The sequence below is a fragment of the Sphingomonas sp. BL-S-05 genome (assembly GCF_055521695.1).
Map to the genome: position 1 here is coordinate 305,039 of NZ_CM145499.1, position 18,637 is coordinate 323,675.

9 protein-coding genes and 3 pseudogenes are annotated in these 18,637 nt (G+C 63.0%); 10 read left to right on the plus strand and 2 right to left on the minus strand.

Annotation, left to right across the window (positions count from 1 at the left end; genetic code table 11):
• Window positions 1-14 precede the first annotated feature (14 nt).
• Together ACZ1JS_RS01345 and ACZ1JS_RS01350 are read left to right on the plus strand one after the other, a co-directional pair.
• Entirely contained in the window at window positions 15-1,649 is a 1,635-nt protein-coding gene (locus ACZ1JS_RS01345; protein ID WP_465167371.1) for an FAD-dependent oxidoreductase, read from the plus strand.
• Window positions 1,650-1,780: 131 nt separating this feature from the next.
• Window positions 1,781-4,366: a hypothetical protein gene (locus ACZ1JS_RS01350; RefSeq protein WP_465167372.1), complete on the plus strand. Its 2,586-nt coding sequence runs from the start codon at window positions 1,781-1,783 to the stop codon at window positions 4,364-4,366.
• 129 nt (window positions 4,367-4,495) lie between these two features.
• Here ACZ1JS_RS01350 and ACZ1JS_RS01355 read toward each other — a convergent pair.
• Window positions 4,496-5,280: pseudogene (locus ACZ1JS_RS01355) on the minus strand (IS5 family transposase).
• 128 nt (window positions 5,281-5,408) lie between these two features.
• On the opposite strand from ACZ1JS_RS01355, the pseudogene ACZ1JS_RS01360 reads away from it, so the two are divergent.
• Together ACZ1JS_RS01360 and ACZ1JS_RS01365 are read left to right on the plus strand one after the other, a co-directional pair.
• A pseudogene (locus tag ACZ1JS_RS01360) lies at window positions 5,409-6,165 on the plus strand (IS5 family transposase).
• A 374-nt stretch (window positions 6,166-6,539) separates the two neighbouring features.
• Window positions 6,540-7,724, plus strand: coding sequence for an IS91 family transposase (locus tag ACZ1JS_RS01365; RefSeq protein WP_465168604.1), 1,185 nt, complete (start codon window positions 6,540-6,542; stop codon window positions 7,722-7,724).
• A 429-nt stretch (window positions 7,725-8,153) separates the two neighbouring features.
• Here ACZ1JS_RS01365 and ACZ1JS_RS01370 read toward each other — a convergent pair.
• A pseudogene (locus tag ACZ1JS_RS01370) lies at window positions 8,154-8,909 on the minus strand (IS5 family transposase).
• A 580-nt stretch (window positions 8,910-9,489) separates the two neighbouring features.
• On the opposite strand from ACZ1JS_RS01370, the gene ACZ1JS_RS01375 reads away from it, so the two are divergent.
• The 6 genes from ACZ1JS_RS01375 (at window position 9,490) to ACZ1JS_RS01400 (ending at window position 18,351) form a co-directional block, all read left to right on the plus strand.
• Window positions 9,490-12,504, plus strand: coding sequence for a TonB-dependent receptor (locus ACZ1JS_RS01375; protein WP_465167373.1), 3,015 nt, complete (start codon window positions 9,490-9,492; stop codon window positions 12,502-12,504).
• 63 nt (window positions 12,505-12,567) lie between these two features.
• Window positions 12,568-14,103 (plus strand): tryptophan halogenase family protein, encoded by a 1,536-nt coding sequence (locus tag ACZ1JS_RS01380; RefSeq protein WP_465167374.1) that lies wholly within the window; start codon window positions 12,568-12,570, stop codon window positions 14,101-14,103.
• Window positions 14,096-14,803, plus strand: a complete 708-nt coding sequence (locus ACZ1JS_RS01385) for a SapC family protein (protein ID WP_465167375.1) — start codon at window positions 14,096-14,098, stop codon at window positions 14,801-14,803. Before ACZ1JS_RS01380 ends, ACZ1JS_RS01385 begins: the two co-directional genes overlap by 8 nt.
• Window positions 14,796-15,803: a cupin-like domain-containing protein gene (locus tag ACZ1JS_RS01390; RefSeq protein WP_465167376.1), complete on the plus strand. Its 1,008-nt coding sequence runs from the start codon at window positions 14,796-14,798 to the stop codon at window positions 15,801-15,803. The genes ACZ1JS_RS01385 and ACZ1JS_RS01390 overlap by 8 nt, the downstream gene beginning before the upstream one ends.
• Window positions 15,800-17,281, plus strand: coding sequence for a tryptophan halogenase family protein (locus ACZ1JS_RS01395; RefSeq protein ID WP_465167377.1), 1,482 nt, complete (start codon window positions 15,800-15,802; stop codon window positions 17,279-17,281). Before ACZ1JS_RS01390 ends, ACZ1JS_RS01395 begins: the two co-directional genes overlap by 4 nt.
• The gene (locus ACZ1JS_RS01400) at window positions 17,281-18,351 is read left to right on the plus strand and encodes a LacI family DNA-binding transcriptional regulator (RefSeq protein ID WP_465167378.1); all 1,071 of its coding nucleotides are present in this window, start codon (window positions 17,281-17,283) and stop codon (window positions 18,349-18,351) included. The genes ACZ1JS_RS01395 and ACZ1JS_RS01400 overlap by 1 nt, the downstream gene beginning before the upstream one ends.
• Window positions 18,352-18,637: the final 286 nt, after the last annotated feature.

Consider the following 18,637-nt stretch of genomic DNA (forward strand, 5'->3'; position numbering starts at 1 on the left):
CAGGAACGCGCATCATGAAAATCAAGGCCACGCTGCTCACGCTCGTACCGGCACTGTTCGTTGCGCCAGCGTTGGACGCCCGCCCCGCACCACAGCGTGCCGACATCGTCGTCTATGGCTGCACATCGGCCGGGGTCGTTGCCGCTATCGAGGCGCGGCGCCTTAACCGCAGCGTATTGCTGGTCTGCACGGGTGATTATTTAGGCGGGATGACCACGAACGGGCTTGGATGGTCGGATACCGGCAATCATCGCGCGATCGGCGGCTTGGCGCTCGACTTCTATCGCAAAGTAAAACGCCATTACGACAACCCGGCGGTCTGGATACATTCGAAGCCGCCTAAGGCCGGGTCGGAGAATTTTGCCGATGACGGGGCGATGTGGATGTTCGAGCCGAAGGTTGCGGAGAAGGTTTTCGAGGACTGGGTGCGCGATGCCGGGGTCGATGTCGTACGCAACCAGCCGCTCCGCCGCGACGCGCAGGGCGTGGAGCGCAAGGGGCAGCGGATCGTGGCGTTCACGTCGAAGAGCGGTCGGCGCTTCGCAGGCGAGGTTTTCATCGACGCGACCTATGAAGGCGACCTGATGGGCCTGTCCGGCGTGAGTTTCACGACGGGCCGCGAGGCGAATAGCCGGTACGGCGAGACGCTTAACGGGGTGCAACTGAAGAACACCACGAATCATCAGTTCACGCTGCCAATCGACCCCTATCGCATCAAGGGAGATCCGAGCAGCGGCCTGCTGCCCCGCATCAGCGCCGCCACGCCCGCCGACGATGGAACGGCGGATGACAAGATTCAAGCATACACCTTTCGCCTCTGTATGACCGACGTTCCGGCGAACCGCCTGCCGTTGCCGAAGCCCGCCGGCTACGATCCGGGGCAGTATGCGTTGCTCAAACGGTACATGGACGCTGGCTATCGCAATTTCTTCGGCAAGTTCGATCGCATCCCCAACGGGAAGACGGACACTAATAATTTTGGCGCGTTTTCCACTGACAATATCGGCATGAACTACGGCTATCCGCTTGGCAGCGATGCCGAACGAGCCCGGATTATCCGCGAACATGTCACCTACCAGCAGGGGCTGTTCTACTTCATGGCCAACGACCCGAGCGTGCCGGCGGAAACGCGGGCGGAAATGTCGCGCTGGGGGCTGTGCAGAGATGAATTCGTAACCAGTGGCGGCTGGCCGAGGGAATTCTATGTCCGAGAAGCACGACGGATGGTGTCGGACTTCGTCATGGCCGAACCGCATCTGCGGGGCAGCAAACCGACGCCACGACCAATTGGCATGGGCTCCTACAACATGGATTCGCATAACGTGCAGCGCATTGTTGATGCTAATGGCCATGTCCGTAACGAGGGTAATATCGAAGTTAGTCCGGGACGCGCCTACCCGATCAGCTATGATGCGATCGTTCCGAAGCGTGGGGAGGCGCCCAACCTTCTGGTTCCGGTGGCATTGTCGGCATCACACATCGCTTACGGATCGATACGGATGGAGCCCGTGTTCATGATTTTAGGCCAATCGGCCGCTGCTGCCGCGGCCATTGCAATTGATGACAGGGTTGCGGTCCAGGATGTTGCATACGACAAGTTGGCATCACGCCTTCGCTCCGAAAAGCAGGTGCTGGATTTGGCCTTATAAGCGGGGACTGAACACCTAACCTGATTATCGCTGATATAGGGCGGTTTTCAATACAAATGACTTTGGAACCAGAGGCCGGGATTGTAACGACCAGTCTTGTCCCTCATTCTGTGCACCACAGGGGGCGCATAATGAAGAACAGCATCAAACGGTTCGATCGACGGTGGCTTGGCGCGGCGGGATTGCTGCTGATCGCTGCGGGAACGCCAAAGGTGCCTGTACCGACGACGAAGGAGGTCGCCGAGTTCCGATCGAAGCGCTTGGACAGTGGCAGCTACCCCAACGCTGCGCTCATCGCGTGGCAGGGCGAATTGAAGACGCAACTGGCGTCCAAGCCGCTTGGGCTGGCAGCGAGCGTCCTGGCGCAGCGTTATGGCATCGATGCAGAGGTGATGCGACGCCTCGCCAGCGCGGTTATTGTTGTCGATGAACGGCGCTATGAGATTGATAACAGATGGAAGCGGCCGGTTCAGGCCGAACTGCATGCGCTGATTCCGCAGGTCCACAGGACGCCATTCGGTACGACGGCGATCGCAAGCGCTCTCGACGGTATCGCAGACTGTCGAGCGGAGGACTTTGCGGCGCTTATGGTAGGGGCAGCCGATCGTGCCGCCGAAGCGTATCGGATCGCGTCGGCAGCGCCGTGTACCGGCAATTTCGTGCGGGCGATCGATGTCGCGGAGGGGCGTGATCTGCCGGCTATCCTTCGCCTGCTGGATTGGGGCGCTCTGCCACGCGGCACCTCGTTCAGTGTCTACCAATGGTTGGCAGAGCCTGAGCAACTGCAGAGAATTGGGTCAGAAGCACGCAGTGCAGTCACAGCGCGGATTCGGCGGAGCTATCTTGACGCCTTGCTGGGGGCCGGCCTCGATGGTCGAGCGCTGCGTTTCTACGACGGGTTGAGCGCGGTCGAGCGTAGCCGCCTGTTCGAAGTGCAACCCGGGGGTACGGTCATGATCGACGGCATCCCTGTACGGTTCGATGCGAAGGGCGACGACGCCCCCGTTTCGATGGAGGTAACGGTGGACGATACCGACCTGGAAGCGCTGGCGGACTCGCTCGAAGCACTGGCGGATACAACGCCCGTCGAAAAGGGCAGTGTAAGCGCAAGGCGATCGAGCGAGCCGAAGAAGCCAGACCCTGCCGCCCTCGCGAAAGCGGCCGAGGCGGCCCGGATTGCGAAAGAGACCGATATCGACGACGGCGCCCGTATCGCGCTCGATCTTGCCGCCGCGTTGGCGATTGCCGGACGCGAAGGCGAGGCGCAGCGCCTGCTTGCCGCCGTACCACAGATTGCCGTGCAACGCCGTGGTCTGCGCTGCGCGTATGACGCAAGCGGCAGCGCAGGTGCGGCATGTACTGAGATTCGCAAGCGGAACGGGGCGGGGCTGCTGCTCGACCAATGGCTGAACCATCGGGATGAGGACCCCTATTGGCTGGCGGAGATGCTGTTCGCATCGAGCTCGGACGATCAGGGACTACTGGCCAGAAAGCTGGCAACGAGAATATATCCGCGCGGGGCCTATCCGGTCATATGGTCGGATTGGGAACGGGCGCTCGGTTCCGCCGTCGATCTCGATCGTGAAACCAGTATGGGAGGTGCCGACACCCCGCCGATTGACCCGGTGTTCAACCGCGTCGTCAGCGGCTTTCCAGCGCGAAGGGATGCGCTGCGCGCCGAGGCCGCTTCGCTTCGCGTTGCGGCCGGGATTGCACAAGAGAAGCGGGTCGACCGAGCCTCGGTAACGCCAGTAACTCCCGGGTTTGCCGAGGCCGAAATCCCGCTGGAGATGCGACGGATGAAATCAACGCCTGCGCCAAAGGGGCTGGCGGCGTTACCCAAGGGCTATCTGCCGATCCGGATGGAGCGTGATGGAGCGCGTGCGATTGCGGTCAGCGTTTCGCAAACGCTCGATCCAACGGGCGAAGTCTCGCAGGGTGGTTATTGGATCCACCTGAGCGAAGATGGCGGCAAGGGTTGGGGGGCACCGCTCTATACGGGTCTTGCCGACCGCTTCCCCTACGTCGTGGTGGCTGCGTCGCCGATGAAGCTGCTTGCCGGCGAGGCTATTCACCTCGCCGTCGACGTGGCCGAAATTGACACGGCCAGCATCTACTATCCGCCGGTTGCGCTCCGTACGCGTCGGCGTGCCACTGACCTCTATCTCACTATTCCGATCGCGCGGCTGCGTGCCGATCGTAACGACGATGGCCTCAACGACTTGGCTGAGCATCATCTGCTGCTTGACCGCGCGGCGTTGGGCGCTGCGACCCCTTTCTCGGTCGGGAGTGATGCCTCGCGTTGCACGTCGGCGCGCTCTTTCGAAAGCGACGCTCGCATCGCTTTGCTCAACAAGCTCTACCGCGCGTCGGGCGCAGCCATTGTCGAGCCGCTGGATCGAGCCGGAATTGACTTTTCGGGCTGGCGGGGCGCGGCAACCGTTGAGAACGAGCCGATTTTTCTACGCGCGAACCCGGTCGATTATCGTTGCCTGCGCGCCCGTCGACCCATCATCGTCTATGGCGAGGGCGATCGGGTGGAACTTCAGAAGATGACCCCGGATTTCCACATGCTGGAATTGCCCGCAATACAGTTCAATCGCGCAGGTGATCGTGGCTATGTGGAATGGTCCGGCGGCTGGCATGGCGGGATGTATCGATTACGTCGGGCTAATGATCAGTGGATTTTCGATAGCCTCGGCTCATGGATCTCTTGAAACTTGAAATGCTGTGGACGCAGATGTCGTTCTAAGCGGTCGTTAACACTTATTTTGATCAACAGGACTGGCTCATCTCCAACTAGGCTAGTTAGCGGTTAGAACGTAGCGGTGAATGAACGTCGGAGGTTAGGCATCGTGGACAAAGGGCAACCAGAGTAGAACTGATGCGAGGCTGACAAAGCCGATGTAGGATTCGGCAGTTTTGTCGTACCGGGTGGCGAACCGCCGCCAATTCTTGAGTTTGTTGAACAGGCGCTCGATCTGGTTGCGCCAGCGATACTTGACCCGATCATGCGCAGCGGGGTTGCGACGGTTGCGCCGAGCCGGGATCACAGCTTCGACGTTCATGCTGATAAGGGTGTCGCGAACCGCGTCGCTGTCATAGCCTTTATCCGCGAGCAGAGCATCGATCCGGTCGGCTATCATGCACATCAGCGGTCCAAAGCCTTGCGTGTCATGCGCCTGACCCGGCGTCAGGACGAAGGCGAGCGGGCGACCTCTGACATCGCAGCGGGCATGGACTTTGGTCGTGAAGCCGCCGCGCGATCGGCCAAGCGCCTCGGCCGTACCAGTCCCTTTTTTATGCCCACGGCGCAATGGTGTGCCCGGACGACCGTACTGTCGATCATGTCGGCGCGACCGTCGCGTTCCACCGCACCGGCCAGCGTCTCCAGCATGGCGTCGAACACACCCGTCGTCGCCCAGCGACGGTAGCGACGGAACACGCTGTTCCACTTGCCATATTCCTCCGGCAAATGCCGCCACTGCGCCCCTGTTCGCGCAATCCACATTATGCCTTCGAAGAAGGGCCGGTTGTCACTAGCGGGACGACAGCTACGTCCACGCTCGGCCGGTAGCAGCGGCCCGAGCAGCGACCATTCCTCATCCGACAAACCGATCCGCTCGCCCAAGCCTGCCTCCCAAAGGCAGCCTTGATTTAGTGGCCGATTACGCCGTCAAGATTTGTCCACGTTGCCTAGGGTCAGGACCCATTGATGTGAGCGTCGCGATCTGATTCAGGCTCTGCGAGGAGACTGGGATGAGCGATCTGTTTTGGCTGACGGACGAGCAGATGGAGCGGCTGCGACCGTTCTTTCCGAAGAGCCACGGCAAGCCGTGCGTCGATGATCGACGGGTGCCGAGCGGTATCGTCTTCGTCAACCGCAACGGGCTCCGCTGGCGCGACGCGCCCAGCGCCTACGGTCCGCACAAGACGCTCTACACCGGTGGAAGCGCTAGGGCGAAGCGGGTGTGTTCACGCGGATCATGGAAGGGTTGGCAGCGGTGAATGCCGAGCCCAAGACGGTCATGATCGACGCGACCTACCTGAAGGCGCACCGCACGGCCTCAAGCCTACGAGTTAAAAAGGGGATCTTGGCCGCCTGATTGGCCGCACCAAGGGCGGCATGAACACGAAGCTGCATGCTATTGCCGACGCGAACGGTCGCCCGTTGAGCTTCTTCATGACCGCTGGCCAGGTCAGCGATTACACAGGCGCGGCCGCGTTGCTCGACGATCTGCCGAAAGCGCAGTGGCTGCTCGGCGATCGCGGCTATGACGCCGACTGGTTCAGGGATGCTCTGAACGCCAAGGGCATTGAGCCCTTCATCCCGGGTCGCCGGTCGCGCAACGAGCCGGTCAGATACGACAAGCGCCGCTATCGACGCCGTAGCCGAATCGAGATCATGTTCGGCCGTCTGAAGGACTGGCGGCGTGTCGCAACCCGATACGATCGGTGCCCAAACACCTTCTTTTCCGCCGTCACCCTCGCTGCCACCATCATCTTCTGGCTGTGATCAACGAGTCCTGACCCTAATCGGCAGTAACCCAACGCCAACGATCGTGCTCGGAGTGTAAAGTTCCCCTTATAGTGGAAGCACGAACCCGCTGCGCGGGAGGGTCGCGTGGGGCGAGGTTGAGGTGAAGTCGCGGGTGTAGCGCGTCGGTTGAGCGCTGCTCGTCAGAGGCAGAGCATCGGGGCTCCACGAGAAGGAGCTCCACCATGACGACCCTCATTCCCATCGCCGTCAGCCCGTTGCGCCAGCGCCTCATCGACGAGATGCAGATGCGTGGGTTCGGCCGCGAGACGCAGCGCAACTACATTCGCGACGTCGGCCGGTTCGCCACGTTTTTGGGGCGTCCAGGGAAAGTCCACCCGGCTGACCGGGCGTTGCGCGCCTCGCTCGAGGTCGCCGACATCTTTCGCGCTGCCGGTCCCGCATACCGGGCGGCGCGTGCCGGGCATCTGAGCCTGGACCAGCTCAAGGTCATGTCGGCGATAGAGACCTGCCGCACCGCCGTCATGGGCGGGCACGTCGAGGCCTGCACCGACTGCGGGCACTGGCGGGTCGCTTACAACAGCTGCCGGAACCGGCACTGCCCGCGATGCCAGGGCGCGGCCGCGCGCGGCTGGCTCGCCGAGCGCGAGGCCAACCTGTTGCCGATCGGCTACTTCCACGTCGTGTTCACGCTGCCGGCCGAGGTCGCCCAGGTCGCGCTCCAGAACAAGGCGGCGCTCTACAGCCTGCTCTTCCAGGCGGCGTCGGAGACGATGACGACCATCGCTGCGGACCCGAAGCACCTCGGTGCCCGCATCGGCATCACGGCCGTGCTTCACACGTGGGGGTCGGCGATGACCCACCACCCGCACATCCACATGATTGTCCCAGGCGGCGGGTTGTCGGCGGACGGCAGCCGCTGGGTGTCGTCGCGCCCGGCCTTTCTGCTGCCGGTGCGAGTGCTGGGCAAACTGTTCCGCCGCGTGTTCCTGACCCGGCTGATGGCGCTGCACGATGCCGAGCGGCTCGCTTTCTTCGGCAGCCTTGCGCATCTCGCTGACCGGCGCGCCTTCCTGCGTCACCTGTCACCGGTCCGGAAGAAGCGCTGGGTCGTCTATGCCAAGCCGCCGTTCGCCGGTCCCGAGACGGTGCTCGCCTATCTGTCGCGCTACACCCACCGCGTCGCAATCTCGAACAGCCGGCTGTTGCGCTTCGACCAGACCGGCGTCACCTTCCGCTACAAGGACTATCGCCGTGCCGGTGCCGAACGGCAGCAGATCATGACCCTAGCCGCCGACGAGTTTATCCGCCGCGTCCTGCTCCATGTCCTGCCCAAGGGCATCCGCCACTACGGCCTGCTCGCCGGCGCCACCCGCAAGACCACGCTCGACCACGTCCGCCGGCTGCTCGGGGTCGCACCGGCGCCCGCAGACGTTGCCGAGATTGAACCGCCGGATCTGCGCCCGCCGTGCCCATGCTGCGGCGGGCATATGGTCATCGTCGAGACCTTCGAGCGTCGGCGCCAGCCTCGCGCGCCACCCGCCTCGGAACCTCTATCCGGGACGCAGATACCATGACCGGCATGGCGTGGTCGCCATCTACCCCGCAGCGCCAACGGTTGCGGAAACGGACGGGCATGTGCCGGTTTCCGCCGCAGGTGCCGTCGGGTCCCATGAAAGCCGGTCATCTGCCGGTGAAAAGCTACTTCGCCGCTTGGATTCGGACGGTCTGCATCCACGACATCGCGCGCGCCCGCCGTGGCACCCCGACGCTTAGCCCGGCTGAACCCGAAAACCCCATAACCCCATAGCGCACCGGTTGAGGCCCGCGGGTTCGGGCTTCCAGGACTTTCGTACGCCTGCCGGCGCCCGAAACTCTTCAGGATAGGGGCCAGTCTGCTTTCGGGCGACCCACCGCGGTAAGATGCCATTCGTTCAGAAGGGAGCGGCGGGCCTCGAACGCAAGTCGATGGGTGGAAAACGACCCGCCCGCTTTAGGTTCGGGACTCATTGATTGATCCAGAGGATGACGGACGCGGCGAGTGCGATGGCGGACATGAAGGCGTGAGGGCATCGGTCTTAGCGGGCGTGGATGCGCCGCCAGTCTTGGCGGCGCCCAAACATGTTCTTGATACTGTGTCGACGACGGTAGAGAGCGGCATCGTGGGGGATTCGCGCCTGGCGGCTCTTGCGTGACGGGATGGAGGCAGCGGTTCCACGCGCAGCAAGCGCTTGGCCGAACCAATCGGCGTCATAGCCGCGATCGGCAAGCAGCATCGGAGCGGCAGGCATCGCCTCGAACACGGGGGCTGCTCCCTCGTAGTCGCTCCATGTGCCCTTCGGTGAGCAGCATGACGAACGGACGTCCCCAATCATCGCAGACGGCGTGCTGCTTGGAGTTCAGGCCACCCTTGGTTCGCCCGATACATCGGGGAAGAGCTCCCTTTTGAACAGGCTGGCCGCCGTCCGGTGCGCTTTCAGATGCGGGGCATCGATCATCAAGTGATCTGGTGGTCCGTCCTCGGCCACCAGTCTGGCAAAAACGCGGTTGAACACTGCCATCTGGCGGATGAACCGGTAGTAGATCGTCTTGGGCGGCCCGTATTCTGCTGGCGCATCTCGCCAGCGCAAACCGTTGCGGATCACGAAGATGGTGCCGCTGATGATCCGCCGGTCATCCACGCGCGGTACGCCGTGCGACAGCGGAAAGTAAGGCGCGATTCGCTGCTTTTGCTTGTCCGTCAGCCGGAACAGGTCACTCATCGGCAGTTCCCCCGCCGCCAATGAATCAACCCACCACACATGACGCAAGCCGTTTAATGGGTCCTGAGCCTATATCGTCTGACGCTTCAACAAGAGTCGGTCGACAGGCGGCCTAATTGTCTGCACGAACGGTATGGTTCCGGATTCGTCTTGACGGAGCTGAATTACCCAAAGAGGTTCATCCTACGGGCAGCTGGCGCTCGGCGTCAATTGAGGCTGCCTGTGCATGTCGCCTGCGCAATCCTTGGCGCGTTGATATGGCGCACAAGCGGTAAACGGTTGACGATTTTAAAATTGATCGGACGGCCGCTCGTTCTACGATCCTGAAGAAGGCCGAGGATAGTGCGGCGTTCGGACGCCACGCGTTATGCGACGAATGCTTCTACGTCATCCAGTCGCGATACCAGGGAATGGGGCCGTATGAACTCGCGCCGGTGGCGTTATGGCTACGGCGCATCACCTTCGTGAGAATGTTCGCACCGTGATCAAGTGACGCTTGACTCATTCCATCGGCTGAACGAGTGAACGTTCTCAATAAGCGCATAAATACGAGGCGCTGAAAATTAAGGGGAGGAATGATATGCGCCGCAGCGCCACTTGCACCGTTTCGCGTTGGATGATCGGGGCTTCGGCCAGCGCGTTGGTCGCTGTTTCAGCGCCCGCCTTTGCGCAAGACGCGGCTGCAACGCTTGGTCAGCCTGGCGATTCGGAAATCCAGACTGCGGAAACGCCCGAAGCGGAAGGTGACGAAATTCTCGTCACAGGCATCCGTGCAAGCCTTCGCGATGCGTTGAACATCAAGCGCAACGCGCAGGGTGTGGTCGACGCGATCAGCGCCGAGGATATTGGTAAATTCCCCGACACCAATCTTGCTGAATCGCTGCAGCGTATTACCGGCGTATCGATCGACCGCGCGAACGGCGAAGGCTCGACCGTCACCGTGCGCGGCTTTGGCCCTGAATATAACCTTGTCGTGCTGAACGGCCGCCAGCTGCCGACCTCGACGCTGGGCGACGGTGCCAGCGCCCCTGCCTCGCGCTCTTACGATTTCGCCAATATCGCATCCGAAGGCATAGCAGGCGTCGAGGTCTACAAGACCGGTCGCGCCGCCGTGCCGTCGGGCGGCATCGGCTCGACGATCAACATCAAGACGCCGCGCCCGCTTGACCGTCCCGGCATCCGCGGATCGGTCGCGGCCAAGGGCATGGTCGACACTTCGCAGAACGGCAAGGATCAGATCACGCCGGAACTGTCGGGCGTGTTCAGCAGCACGTTCGGCAGCGAGGACCAGTTCGGGTTCCTGGTGTCGGGCAGCTATCAGAAGCGCAACGCCAGCGTGAACACTGGATCGGTCGGGTTCGGCAATTCGTTCCTCGGCACCGAGAACGATTGGGGGACGTTGGGCGCCGAAGGGCCGAACGTCATCAACCGTCCTGGTCCGACCGACGTCTACGAAGTCCCGCAGAGCGCGGCCTACAACCTGACCGACATTCGCCGCGAGCGGATCAACGGGCAGGTCGTGCTGCAATATCGTCCGATCGAATCGCTGACCGCCACGTTCGACTTCACCTATTCGCGCAACAAGGTGGAGGCGCGCGACAGCAGCGTCGGCATCTGGTTCAACTTCGGCGATACGTCGAGCGAATGGACCGACGGCCCCGCCGCCGGACCGGTCTTTTACACCGAACGCTTCGGACCCGGAAAGGACCTGTCGTACAGCGGATCGCTGACCGCCAATGTCAGCGAGAACAAGTCACTGGGCGGCAATCTGAAGTGGGAGGCACCGGGCGGCGTCACGGTGACGCTCGATGCGCATCATTCGACCGCGGAATCGAAGCCGACGAACAATTTCGGCTCCAGCACGTCGGTCGGCTCGGCGATCTTCGGCGTGGCGTCGCAGACGGTGGACTTCACCAAGGACCTACCGGTCATCTCGTATATGATGCAGCCGGGCGTCGATGCGCTGAACCCCGCGAACATCAACGCGACCGGCAATTCGTTCCGCAACGCGTATTTCCGTGACGAAATCAATCAGGTGCAGTTGAGCGGTCATTACGACCATGACGGCGACTTCCTCGATTCGATCGACTTCGGCTTTTCGTACGTCAATAACAAGGTCCGCTCGGCCTACGGCTTCGTACAGAACGATACCTGGGGTGGCGTCGGCACCCCGGCGGACCTGCCCGACGACCTCTTCACCCGCGTATCGCTGCCCGACAAGTTCCGCGGCGTCGACGGGGCAAAGGACGGGATCATCCCGGCCTATTACAAGTTCGATTTCGAACGGATGGTCGGTCTGCTCGACCAGAAATTCGGCATCTGCGGCGGCGACGGCAACTGCCTGGCACCGTTCGAGGCGGATCGCCGCATTACCGAGAAGACGATCTCGCCCTTCATCCAGGTCAACAACGCGTTCGACCTGCTCGGCCGCCGTTCGCACCTGATCGCGGGCGTGCGCTATGATCAGACGACGGTCAGCTCCTCGTCGCTGACGCCGATCCCGGTTGGCACGGCATGGGTCGCGCAGGGCGAGTTCAACATCGTCTATTCGCCGAACAGCGACTTCCTGACCAGCAAGGGCAGCTATGACAACTGGCTGCCGGCGGTGGACTTCGACATGGAGGTGCTGGACAACGTCAAGCTGCGCGCTTCGTACAGCCACACCATCACCCGCGCAGACTATAACAGCCTGCAGGGCGGCCTGACGCTTAACCGCCAGTTCGGCATCGCCGGCGGCGGCGGCTTGCAGGGCAATCCGAACCTCGTGCCGTTCCTGTCGAAGAATATCGATGTGTCGGCGGAATGGTATTACGCCCCGACCAGCTATGTCTCCGCCGGGTATTTCCGCAAGAAGGTGAGCAACTTCATCAACTCGCAGGAGGTGCAGCGTTCGGCGTTCGACCTGCGCGATCCGGCCGATGGTCCGCGCTTCCGGGCGGCGCAGGCGGCGCTGGGTGGTACCACCGATACCGGTCGCATCCGCGACTATATCCTGCGCAACTTCACGCAGGGCGTGGAGGTCGCGCGCAATGCGGCCGGGCAGCCGATCCTCGACGTGAACGGCTATTATACCGGGCGCATCTTGGGGTTGCCTGAGGACGGGCTGGTTGACTTCCGAGTCGGCACGCCGTTCAATTCGGACCAGACCGCAACGCTCGACGGGTTCGAATTCGCGATCCAGCACAGCTTCTGGGACACCGGCTTCGGCACGATCCTGAACTATACGATCGTGCGGGGTGACGCGAAGTTCAACAACGCGCTCGACCCCAATGTCGGCCAGTTTGCGCTTGCCGGCTTGAGCGACAGTGCCAATGCGGTGCTGTTCTACGACAAGGCCGGGTTGCAGGGCCGTGTCGCCTACAACTGGCGCGACAAGTTCTACGCCGGGGGCAACCCCAACCCGCTTTACGTCGAAGCCTATGGACAGGTCGATGCCAGCGTCAGCTACGAGTTCCGCAAGGGGCTGACGCTGTTCGCCGAAGCCATCAACCTGACGGGCGAAGGGCGTCGCGGCCATCGCCGCAACGAAAACTTCGTGACGTTCGCGCAGCCGGGCTTCGCGCGCTATACCGGCGGCGTGCGCTTCAGCTTCTGATCGCACGAAGCGTTACCGGGCGGTCGCGTGCCGCCCGGTGACCGAAGACGGGACCAGTGACGCGTGACGCAGCGGGTGAAACGGATCGTGGTCGTCGGTGGAGGCACCGCCGGATGGCTGGTAGCGTGCCGCATCGCGGCCGCGGCCGACCGGCACGCTACCAAACCCTTGTCGGTGACGCTGGTAGAATCCCCCGACGTCGCGACGATCGGCGTGGGCGAAGGGACGTGGCCGACGATGCGCGGCACGCTGGCGCGGATCGGCATCGACGAGGCGACTTTCCTGCGCTCCGCCGATGCGTCGTTCAAACAGGGATCGCGCTTCGACGGATGGCGCACCGGCGCGCCCAATGACGTCTATTATCATCCCTTTACCGCCCCGACCGATCTGCCCGCCGCCGATCTGTTGCGGGCATGGACGGCCGGGCGTTTCGCCGAAGCGGTCTGTGCGCAACCGGCGATCTGTGCCGAGGATCTGGCCCCGCGCCAGCTGGCGATGCCGTCCTATGCCGGGGCACTCAACTACGGCTATCACCTCGACGCCGGCAAGTTCGCCGGACTGTTGCGTGATACGGCGTGTAACCGGCTGGGCGTCATGCATGTGCGCGACCATGTGACTTCGGTCGAGGCTGCCCAGAATGGCGATATTGCCGCCGTCATCACGCGCGATTCTGAGCGGATCGAGGGCGACCTGTTCCTTGACTGCACCGGACATGCCGCGCTGCTGATCGGCGGGCATTATGGGGTCGGGACGATCGACCGCACGCCGATCCTGTTCAACGACCGCGCGCTGGCGGTGCAGGTTCCGGTCGCGCCCGACAGCTCGATCGCGTCGCAGACCAACGCGACGGCGCACGATGCCGGCTGGCTCTGGGACATCGGTCTGCCTAGCCGGCGCGGCATCGGCTGCGTCTATGCGTCCGACTATTTGAGCGACGATGCGGCGGCAGCGACCCTGCGTGGCTATCTGTCGCGCACGGCGCCGGACGTCGATCCCGCCCGTCTGTCGTTTCGCCAACTGCGCTTCCGCTCGGCGCATCGCGAGCGGTTCTGGCAGGGCAATTGCCTCGCCATCGGCCTGTCCGCCGGTTTCCTCGAACCGCTCGAAGCGTCGGCGATCGTGCTGATAGAGCTGTCGATCGATGCGCTGCTCGATGGCTTTCCGGTGGATCGAGGGGCGGTGGCGTTGCGCGCGCGGCGGTTCAACGCGCTGTTCCGCTATCGCTGGGACCGGATCGTTGATTTCCTGAAACTGCATTATGCGCTGAGCGAACGCGAAACCCCCTATTGGCGGGCGCATCGCGACCCGGCGAGTTGGACCGCCTCTCTGAAAGAACAGCTGGACCTGTGGCGGACGCAGCCGCCATCGCCCGTCGACTTCGCCCATGCCGACGAGGTGTTCCCGGCCGCCAGCCACCAATATGTGCTGTATGGCATGGGGTTCTCTCCGCCGCCCGCCGGGCCGCTGCGTGAAGTCCCCGGTGCCGAAGCGGCGCTGCAGCAGGTGCGGCAACGCGCCCGGACGCTCGCCGCCAGCCTGCCGAACAACCGCGCCTATCTTCGCGCGCTCACTCCTCCTGCCGGAATTGCCCATGTCTGACCATCAACTGCTGAACGTCGCCGCGCATCGCGACCTACGGGTTCGCCGCGAACGATCGGTCGAACTGGGCGACGGGGTGATGACCGCGCTGATCGTGCCCGACGAGTTCCGGCAGGTGCAGGGAAGCTACCCGATCCTGTTCCGGCAGAACCGCGAACGCGACGGCTTGGTCGCACTGGCGCTGTTCGGGTTCGATGCGGGCGAGAACTTGTTCCTCGCCGATGGCCGCTGGGACGCGGCCTATCTGCCGCTGTCGATCGATATCCAGCCGTTTCTGATCGGCGGCGCGCCGGGCGGCGATGTCACGCCCAAGGCGGTGATCGATCTCGCCAGCCCGCGAATTTCAACCGACGACGGCGTCCGCATCTTCGATCGGGAGGGGCGGCCGTCGCCCTATCTCGACGTGATCCTCGAACGGCTGGGGGCGCTCGACGCCGGCTATCGTGGATCGGCCGCGTTCCTGGGGGCGCTCGACCGGTACGGCCTGCTCGAACCGTTCACCCTGGAAGTGACGCTGGATGACGGATCGACTAATCGGCTGGTCGGGTTCCACACCATTGCCGAGGAACGGGTGGCCGAACTGGACGCAGCGACGCTCGGCCGGTTGAACGCCGATGGGCATTTGCTGCCGATCTACATGGCGATCGCCTCACTCGCGAACCTGCCGGCCTTGATCGCGCGCAAGAACCGTCATGGCTGACTTGCCCCCTATCGTCGAGGTCGAGGCGGCCGATGCCGCCACACTCGACCGGCTGCTGCGCGAGGCGACCGCGCCGTTCGTGGTACGCGGGCTGGTCGGCGACTGGCCGCTGGTGCAGGCGGCGGGGCAATCGTCGCAGGCGGCTCGCGACTATCTGGTCCGGCATCACCGCGATGTACCCTTCACCGTGTCAGTCGGGCGGCCGGGCGGCGGTGGCCGGCTGTTCTATGACGATGCGATGGCGATGAACTTCGCGACGGTACGCGCCAAGCTGCCCGACATATTGGGCCAGATCGCACGGGAGGAAGATACAACCGATCCCCGCCCAATCTATCTCGCCTCGATCGACATGCGCGGCTTCTTCGAAGGGTTGGACGAGGCGAACCGAGTCGACCTTGGCACGCGCGAACCGCTCGCCAGCATCTGGATCGGCACGCGTACCCGCATCGCGGCGCATAACGACCTGCCGGCGAACCTTGCCTGCGTCGCGGCGGGCCGTCGGCGCTTCACGCTGTTCCCGCCCGACCAGTTTGCCAATCTCCACCTCGGGCCGCTGGACAACACGCCAGCCGGACGGGCGGTGTCGATGGTCGATTTCAGCGCGCCCGATTTTGCTCGCCATCCTCGTTTCACCGAAGCGCTGGCCCATGCGCAGGTCGCCGAACTTGATCCCGGCGACGCCATCCACATCCCGTCTTTGTGGTGGCATCATGTCGAGGGGCTGGAGCCGTTCAACATCCTCGTCAACTATTGGTGGCGCAACCAGCCCCTCTGGTTCGGCCAGCCGCAGGATGCGCTGCACCATGCGATCCTGGCTATTCGCGACCTGTCCGAGGATCAGAAGGCGCACTGGCGCGCGGTGTTCGACCATTATGTGTTTACGAACGACGACGCAGTGACCGCGCATATCCCGGAGGGCGGACGCGGCGTGCTGGACCCCCTGACCGCCGAAAGCGCCGGGCGGCTGCGCAGCTTCCTGTTGCGGCAACTGGCGAAATGAGCGTCACCCGCGTCGTGGTTGCCGGCGGTGGGACTGCCGGCTGGATGGCCGCTGCCGCCATTGCCCGGACCATGGGCCATATGGTTCAGGTGACGCTGGTCGAATCCGAAGCGATCGGCACAGTCGGGGTGGGGGAATCGACCATCCCGCCGCTCGTCACCTACAACCGGCTGCTCGGCATCAACGAAGCAGAGTTCATGGCCGCCACTGCCGCGACCTTTAAGCTGGGCATCCTGTTCGACGGTTGGCGGACCGCGGACAGCCGCTATTTCCACTCGTTCGGCACCACCGGTCGCGACCATTGGGCGGCGGGGTTCCAGCATTACTGGCTGAACGGACGCACGCGTGGGCACGACCAGCCCTATGACGACTATTGCACCGAACTGGTCGCGGCGTTGCAAGGCCGATTCGCCCATCTGCCGGGCGATGCGACCAACTATGCCTATCAGCTCGATTCCGGCCGCTACGCACAATTCCTCCGCACTATGGCAGAGCGCGACGGCACGCGACGAATTGAGGGGCGCATCGACCGCGTCGAACTGAACGGCGAGACGGGCGACATCGCCGCACTGCTGCTCGACGGCGACCGGCGGGTGGAGGGCGACCTGTTCCTTGATTGCACCGGTTTCCGCGCGCTGTTGATTGAGGGCGCGTTGCACGCAGGCTATGACGACTGGACCCACTGGCTACCCTGTGACGCGGCGATCGCGGTGCAGACGGAGAGCGTCGGCCCGCCTTTGCCCTATACCCGCGCGATGGCGCATGATGCCGGCTGGCAATGGCGCATCCCGCTCCAGCACCGGGTCGGCAACGGCATTGTCTATTGCAGCCGCTATCTGGAACGAGACGCCGCGCTCAACCGCCTGCTCGGCAATGTCGAGGGGGAGGTGCGGACCGAACCTAATCTCCTGCGCTTCACGACCGGCGCGCGGCGGAAGCAGTGGCATCGCAACTGCGTCGCCATCGGCCTGTCGGGTGGGTTCATGGAGCCGTTGGAATCGACCAGCATCCACCTGATCCAGCGCGCCGTGCTGCGCCTGCTCCGGCTGTTCCCGCAGGGACGGATCAGCCCGGCCGATATCGTTGAGTTCAATGACCAGCAATTGCAGGACATGGAGCAGATTCGCGATTTCCTGATCCTGCACTACAAGATCACCGATCGCCGCGACTCCCCCTTTTGGCGGCAATGCGTGGCGATGGACGTACCGAGCAGCCTCGCGCAAAAAATCGACTTGTTCCGCCAGACCGGCCGAGTATTCCGCCGCAACGAGGAATTGTTCGGCGAGAATAGCTGGGTGCAGGTGATGTTGGGTCAGGGGATCGTACCGGAGGCGCATCATCCGATTGCAGGGAAGCTGAGCGATGGCGAACTCGACCGCTTGCTGTCGATGATCCGGCGGCAGGTCGCCGATACCGTTGCAACGATGCCGCCGCACGGCGACTATGTCACGCGCTATTGCCCGGCGGATCGTCCCTGATGTCACGCCGTCGTCAGGCGGTGACGATCAAGCATGTCGCAGCCGATGCCGGTGTATCGCTGCAAACCGTCAGCCGCGTCATCAATAACGAACCCAATGTCCGAGCCGAATTGGCCGAGCGGGTGCGTAATTCGATTAGCCGGCTTGGCTACGTTCCACTGATCGCAGCGCAGCGTATGGCTGGGTCGAAATCACGCCTGATACTGGCGTTGAACGACCGCAACCGCACGATCGCCGGTTGGCAGAATCGCGAGGGCACCGACTGGGTGGACCAGATGCTGCTAGGTGGGATGCTGACGTGCAGCCACCATGGATATCGCCTGATACTAGAACTGGTCGATACGCATAGCGACCATGTCGAACGCGAATTGATGGGGGCGATTGGTGCGCTGCGGCCTGACGGGGTCATCCTGACGCCGCCGCATTCGCAGGATTCTACGATCCTTGAACTGCTGGAACGGCAAGGCATTAGCATCGCACGGATCGGGTCCTTGACCCCCGGTCCCGGATTTTCGCTTACCATGGGTGACGAGGCGATTGCGGGCGAGGCGACAGAGCATCTGATTGCTTTGGGCCATCGGCGGATCGGATTTATTGCAGGTGCCCGTGATTACGAACTAAGCGGCTGGCGCGAAACGGGCTGGCGTGCAGCGATGGCGCGAGCCGGTCTGGCCGACGATCTGCTCCAACAAGGGGATTTCGGCTACGACAGTGGGCTGATTGCGGCGCAGGCAATGCTGAACACCGTTGACCCGGCGACGGCTATCATAGCTAGCAGCGACCAAATGGCTGTTGCGACACTCGACCTTGCGCGGAGCCGCGGACTGGCGGTCCCGGACGACCTTTCAATTATCAGCTTTGACGATACACCAATCGTTCGCTTCGCCTCGCCGCCATTGACAGCGGTGACCCAACCGATTGCTGCGGTCACTCGCTTAGCCGTGGAAGGTATTCTCGCGGAGCAACGCGACGGCAATGTGGAGATGGCGCCGGTATCCGTACCTGCCGAACTTACGCTACGCGCCTCAACCGGACCGTTGCGAGTTCAGTCGTTTGACCCGGCGAGTTGAAGGCGAAAACTTCTCCACTTGAATGGGATGGGAAGTCGCCTGGCAAGGCGTCTTCGTCCTGCCTTTGGTTCCCTATAAATGGTCAAACCGCATAAAAGGCGCCGCGCTATAAAAGGCGCTGGTTCAAAGGAAAGGGGAACCGAAAGGTCCGGTGCCGAATGTGTATGCGGAGAAATTACCAGCAGGCGATCGGATCCAATCAGGACAATCTGATTAGGTGACTGGGGAAAGTTTGCTGACCGACAGCCCCACTCCGGAGGACCTGAACGGATGTCCGAAGTTGGAT

What these genes read in the sequence shown, in the direction of transcription:
- ACZ1JS_RS01400 (WP_465167378.1), top strand. Translation starts at nt 17,281, where the DNA reads ATGTCACGCCGTCGTCAGGCGGTGACGATCAAGCATGTCGCAGCCGAT.
- ACZ1JS_RS01350 (WP_465167372.1), top strand. Translation starts at nt 1,781, where the DNA reads ATGAAGAACAGCATCAAACGGTTCGATCGACGGTGGCTTGGCGCGGCG.
- ACZ1JS_RS01395 (WP_465167377.1), top strand. Translation starts at nt 15,800, where the DNA reads ATGAGCGTCACCCGCGTCGTGGTTGCCGGCGGTGGGACTGCCGGCTGG.
- ACZ1JS_RS01345 (WP_465167371.1), top strand. Translation starts at nt 15, where the DNA reads ATGAAAATCAAGGCCACGCTGCTCACGCTCGTACCGGCACTGTTCGTT.
- ACZ1JS_RS01390 (WP_465167376.1), top strand. Translation starts at nt 14,796, where the DNA reads ATGGCTGACTTGCCCCCTATCGTCGAGGTCGAGGCGGCCGATGCCGCC.
- ACZ1JS_RS01375 (WP_465167373.1), top strand. Translation starts at nt 9,490, where the DNA reads ATGCGCCGCAGCGCCACTTGCACCGTTTCGCGTTGGATGATCGGGGCT.
- ACZ1JS_RS01385 (WP_465167375.1), top strand. Translation starts at nt 14,096, where the DNA reads ATGTCTGACCATCAACTGCTGAACGTCGCCGCGCATCGCGACCTACGG.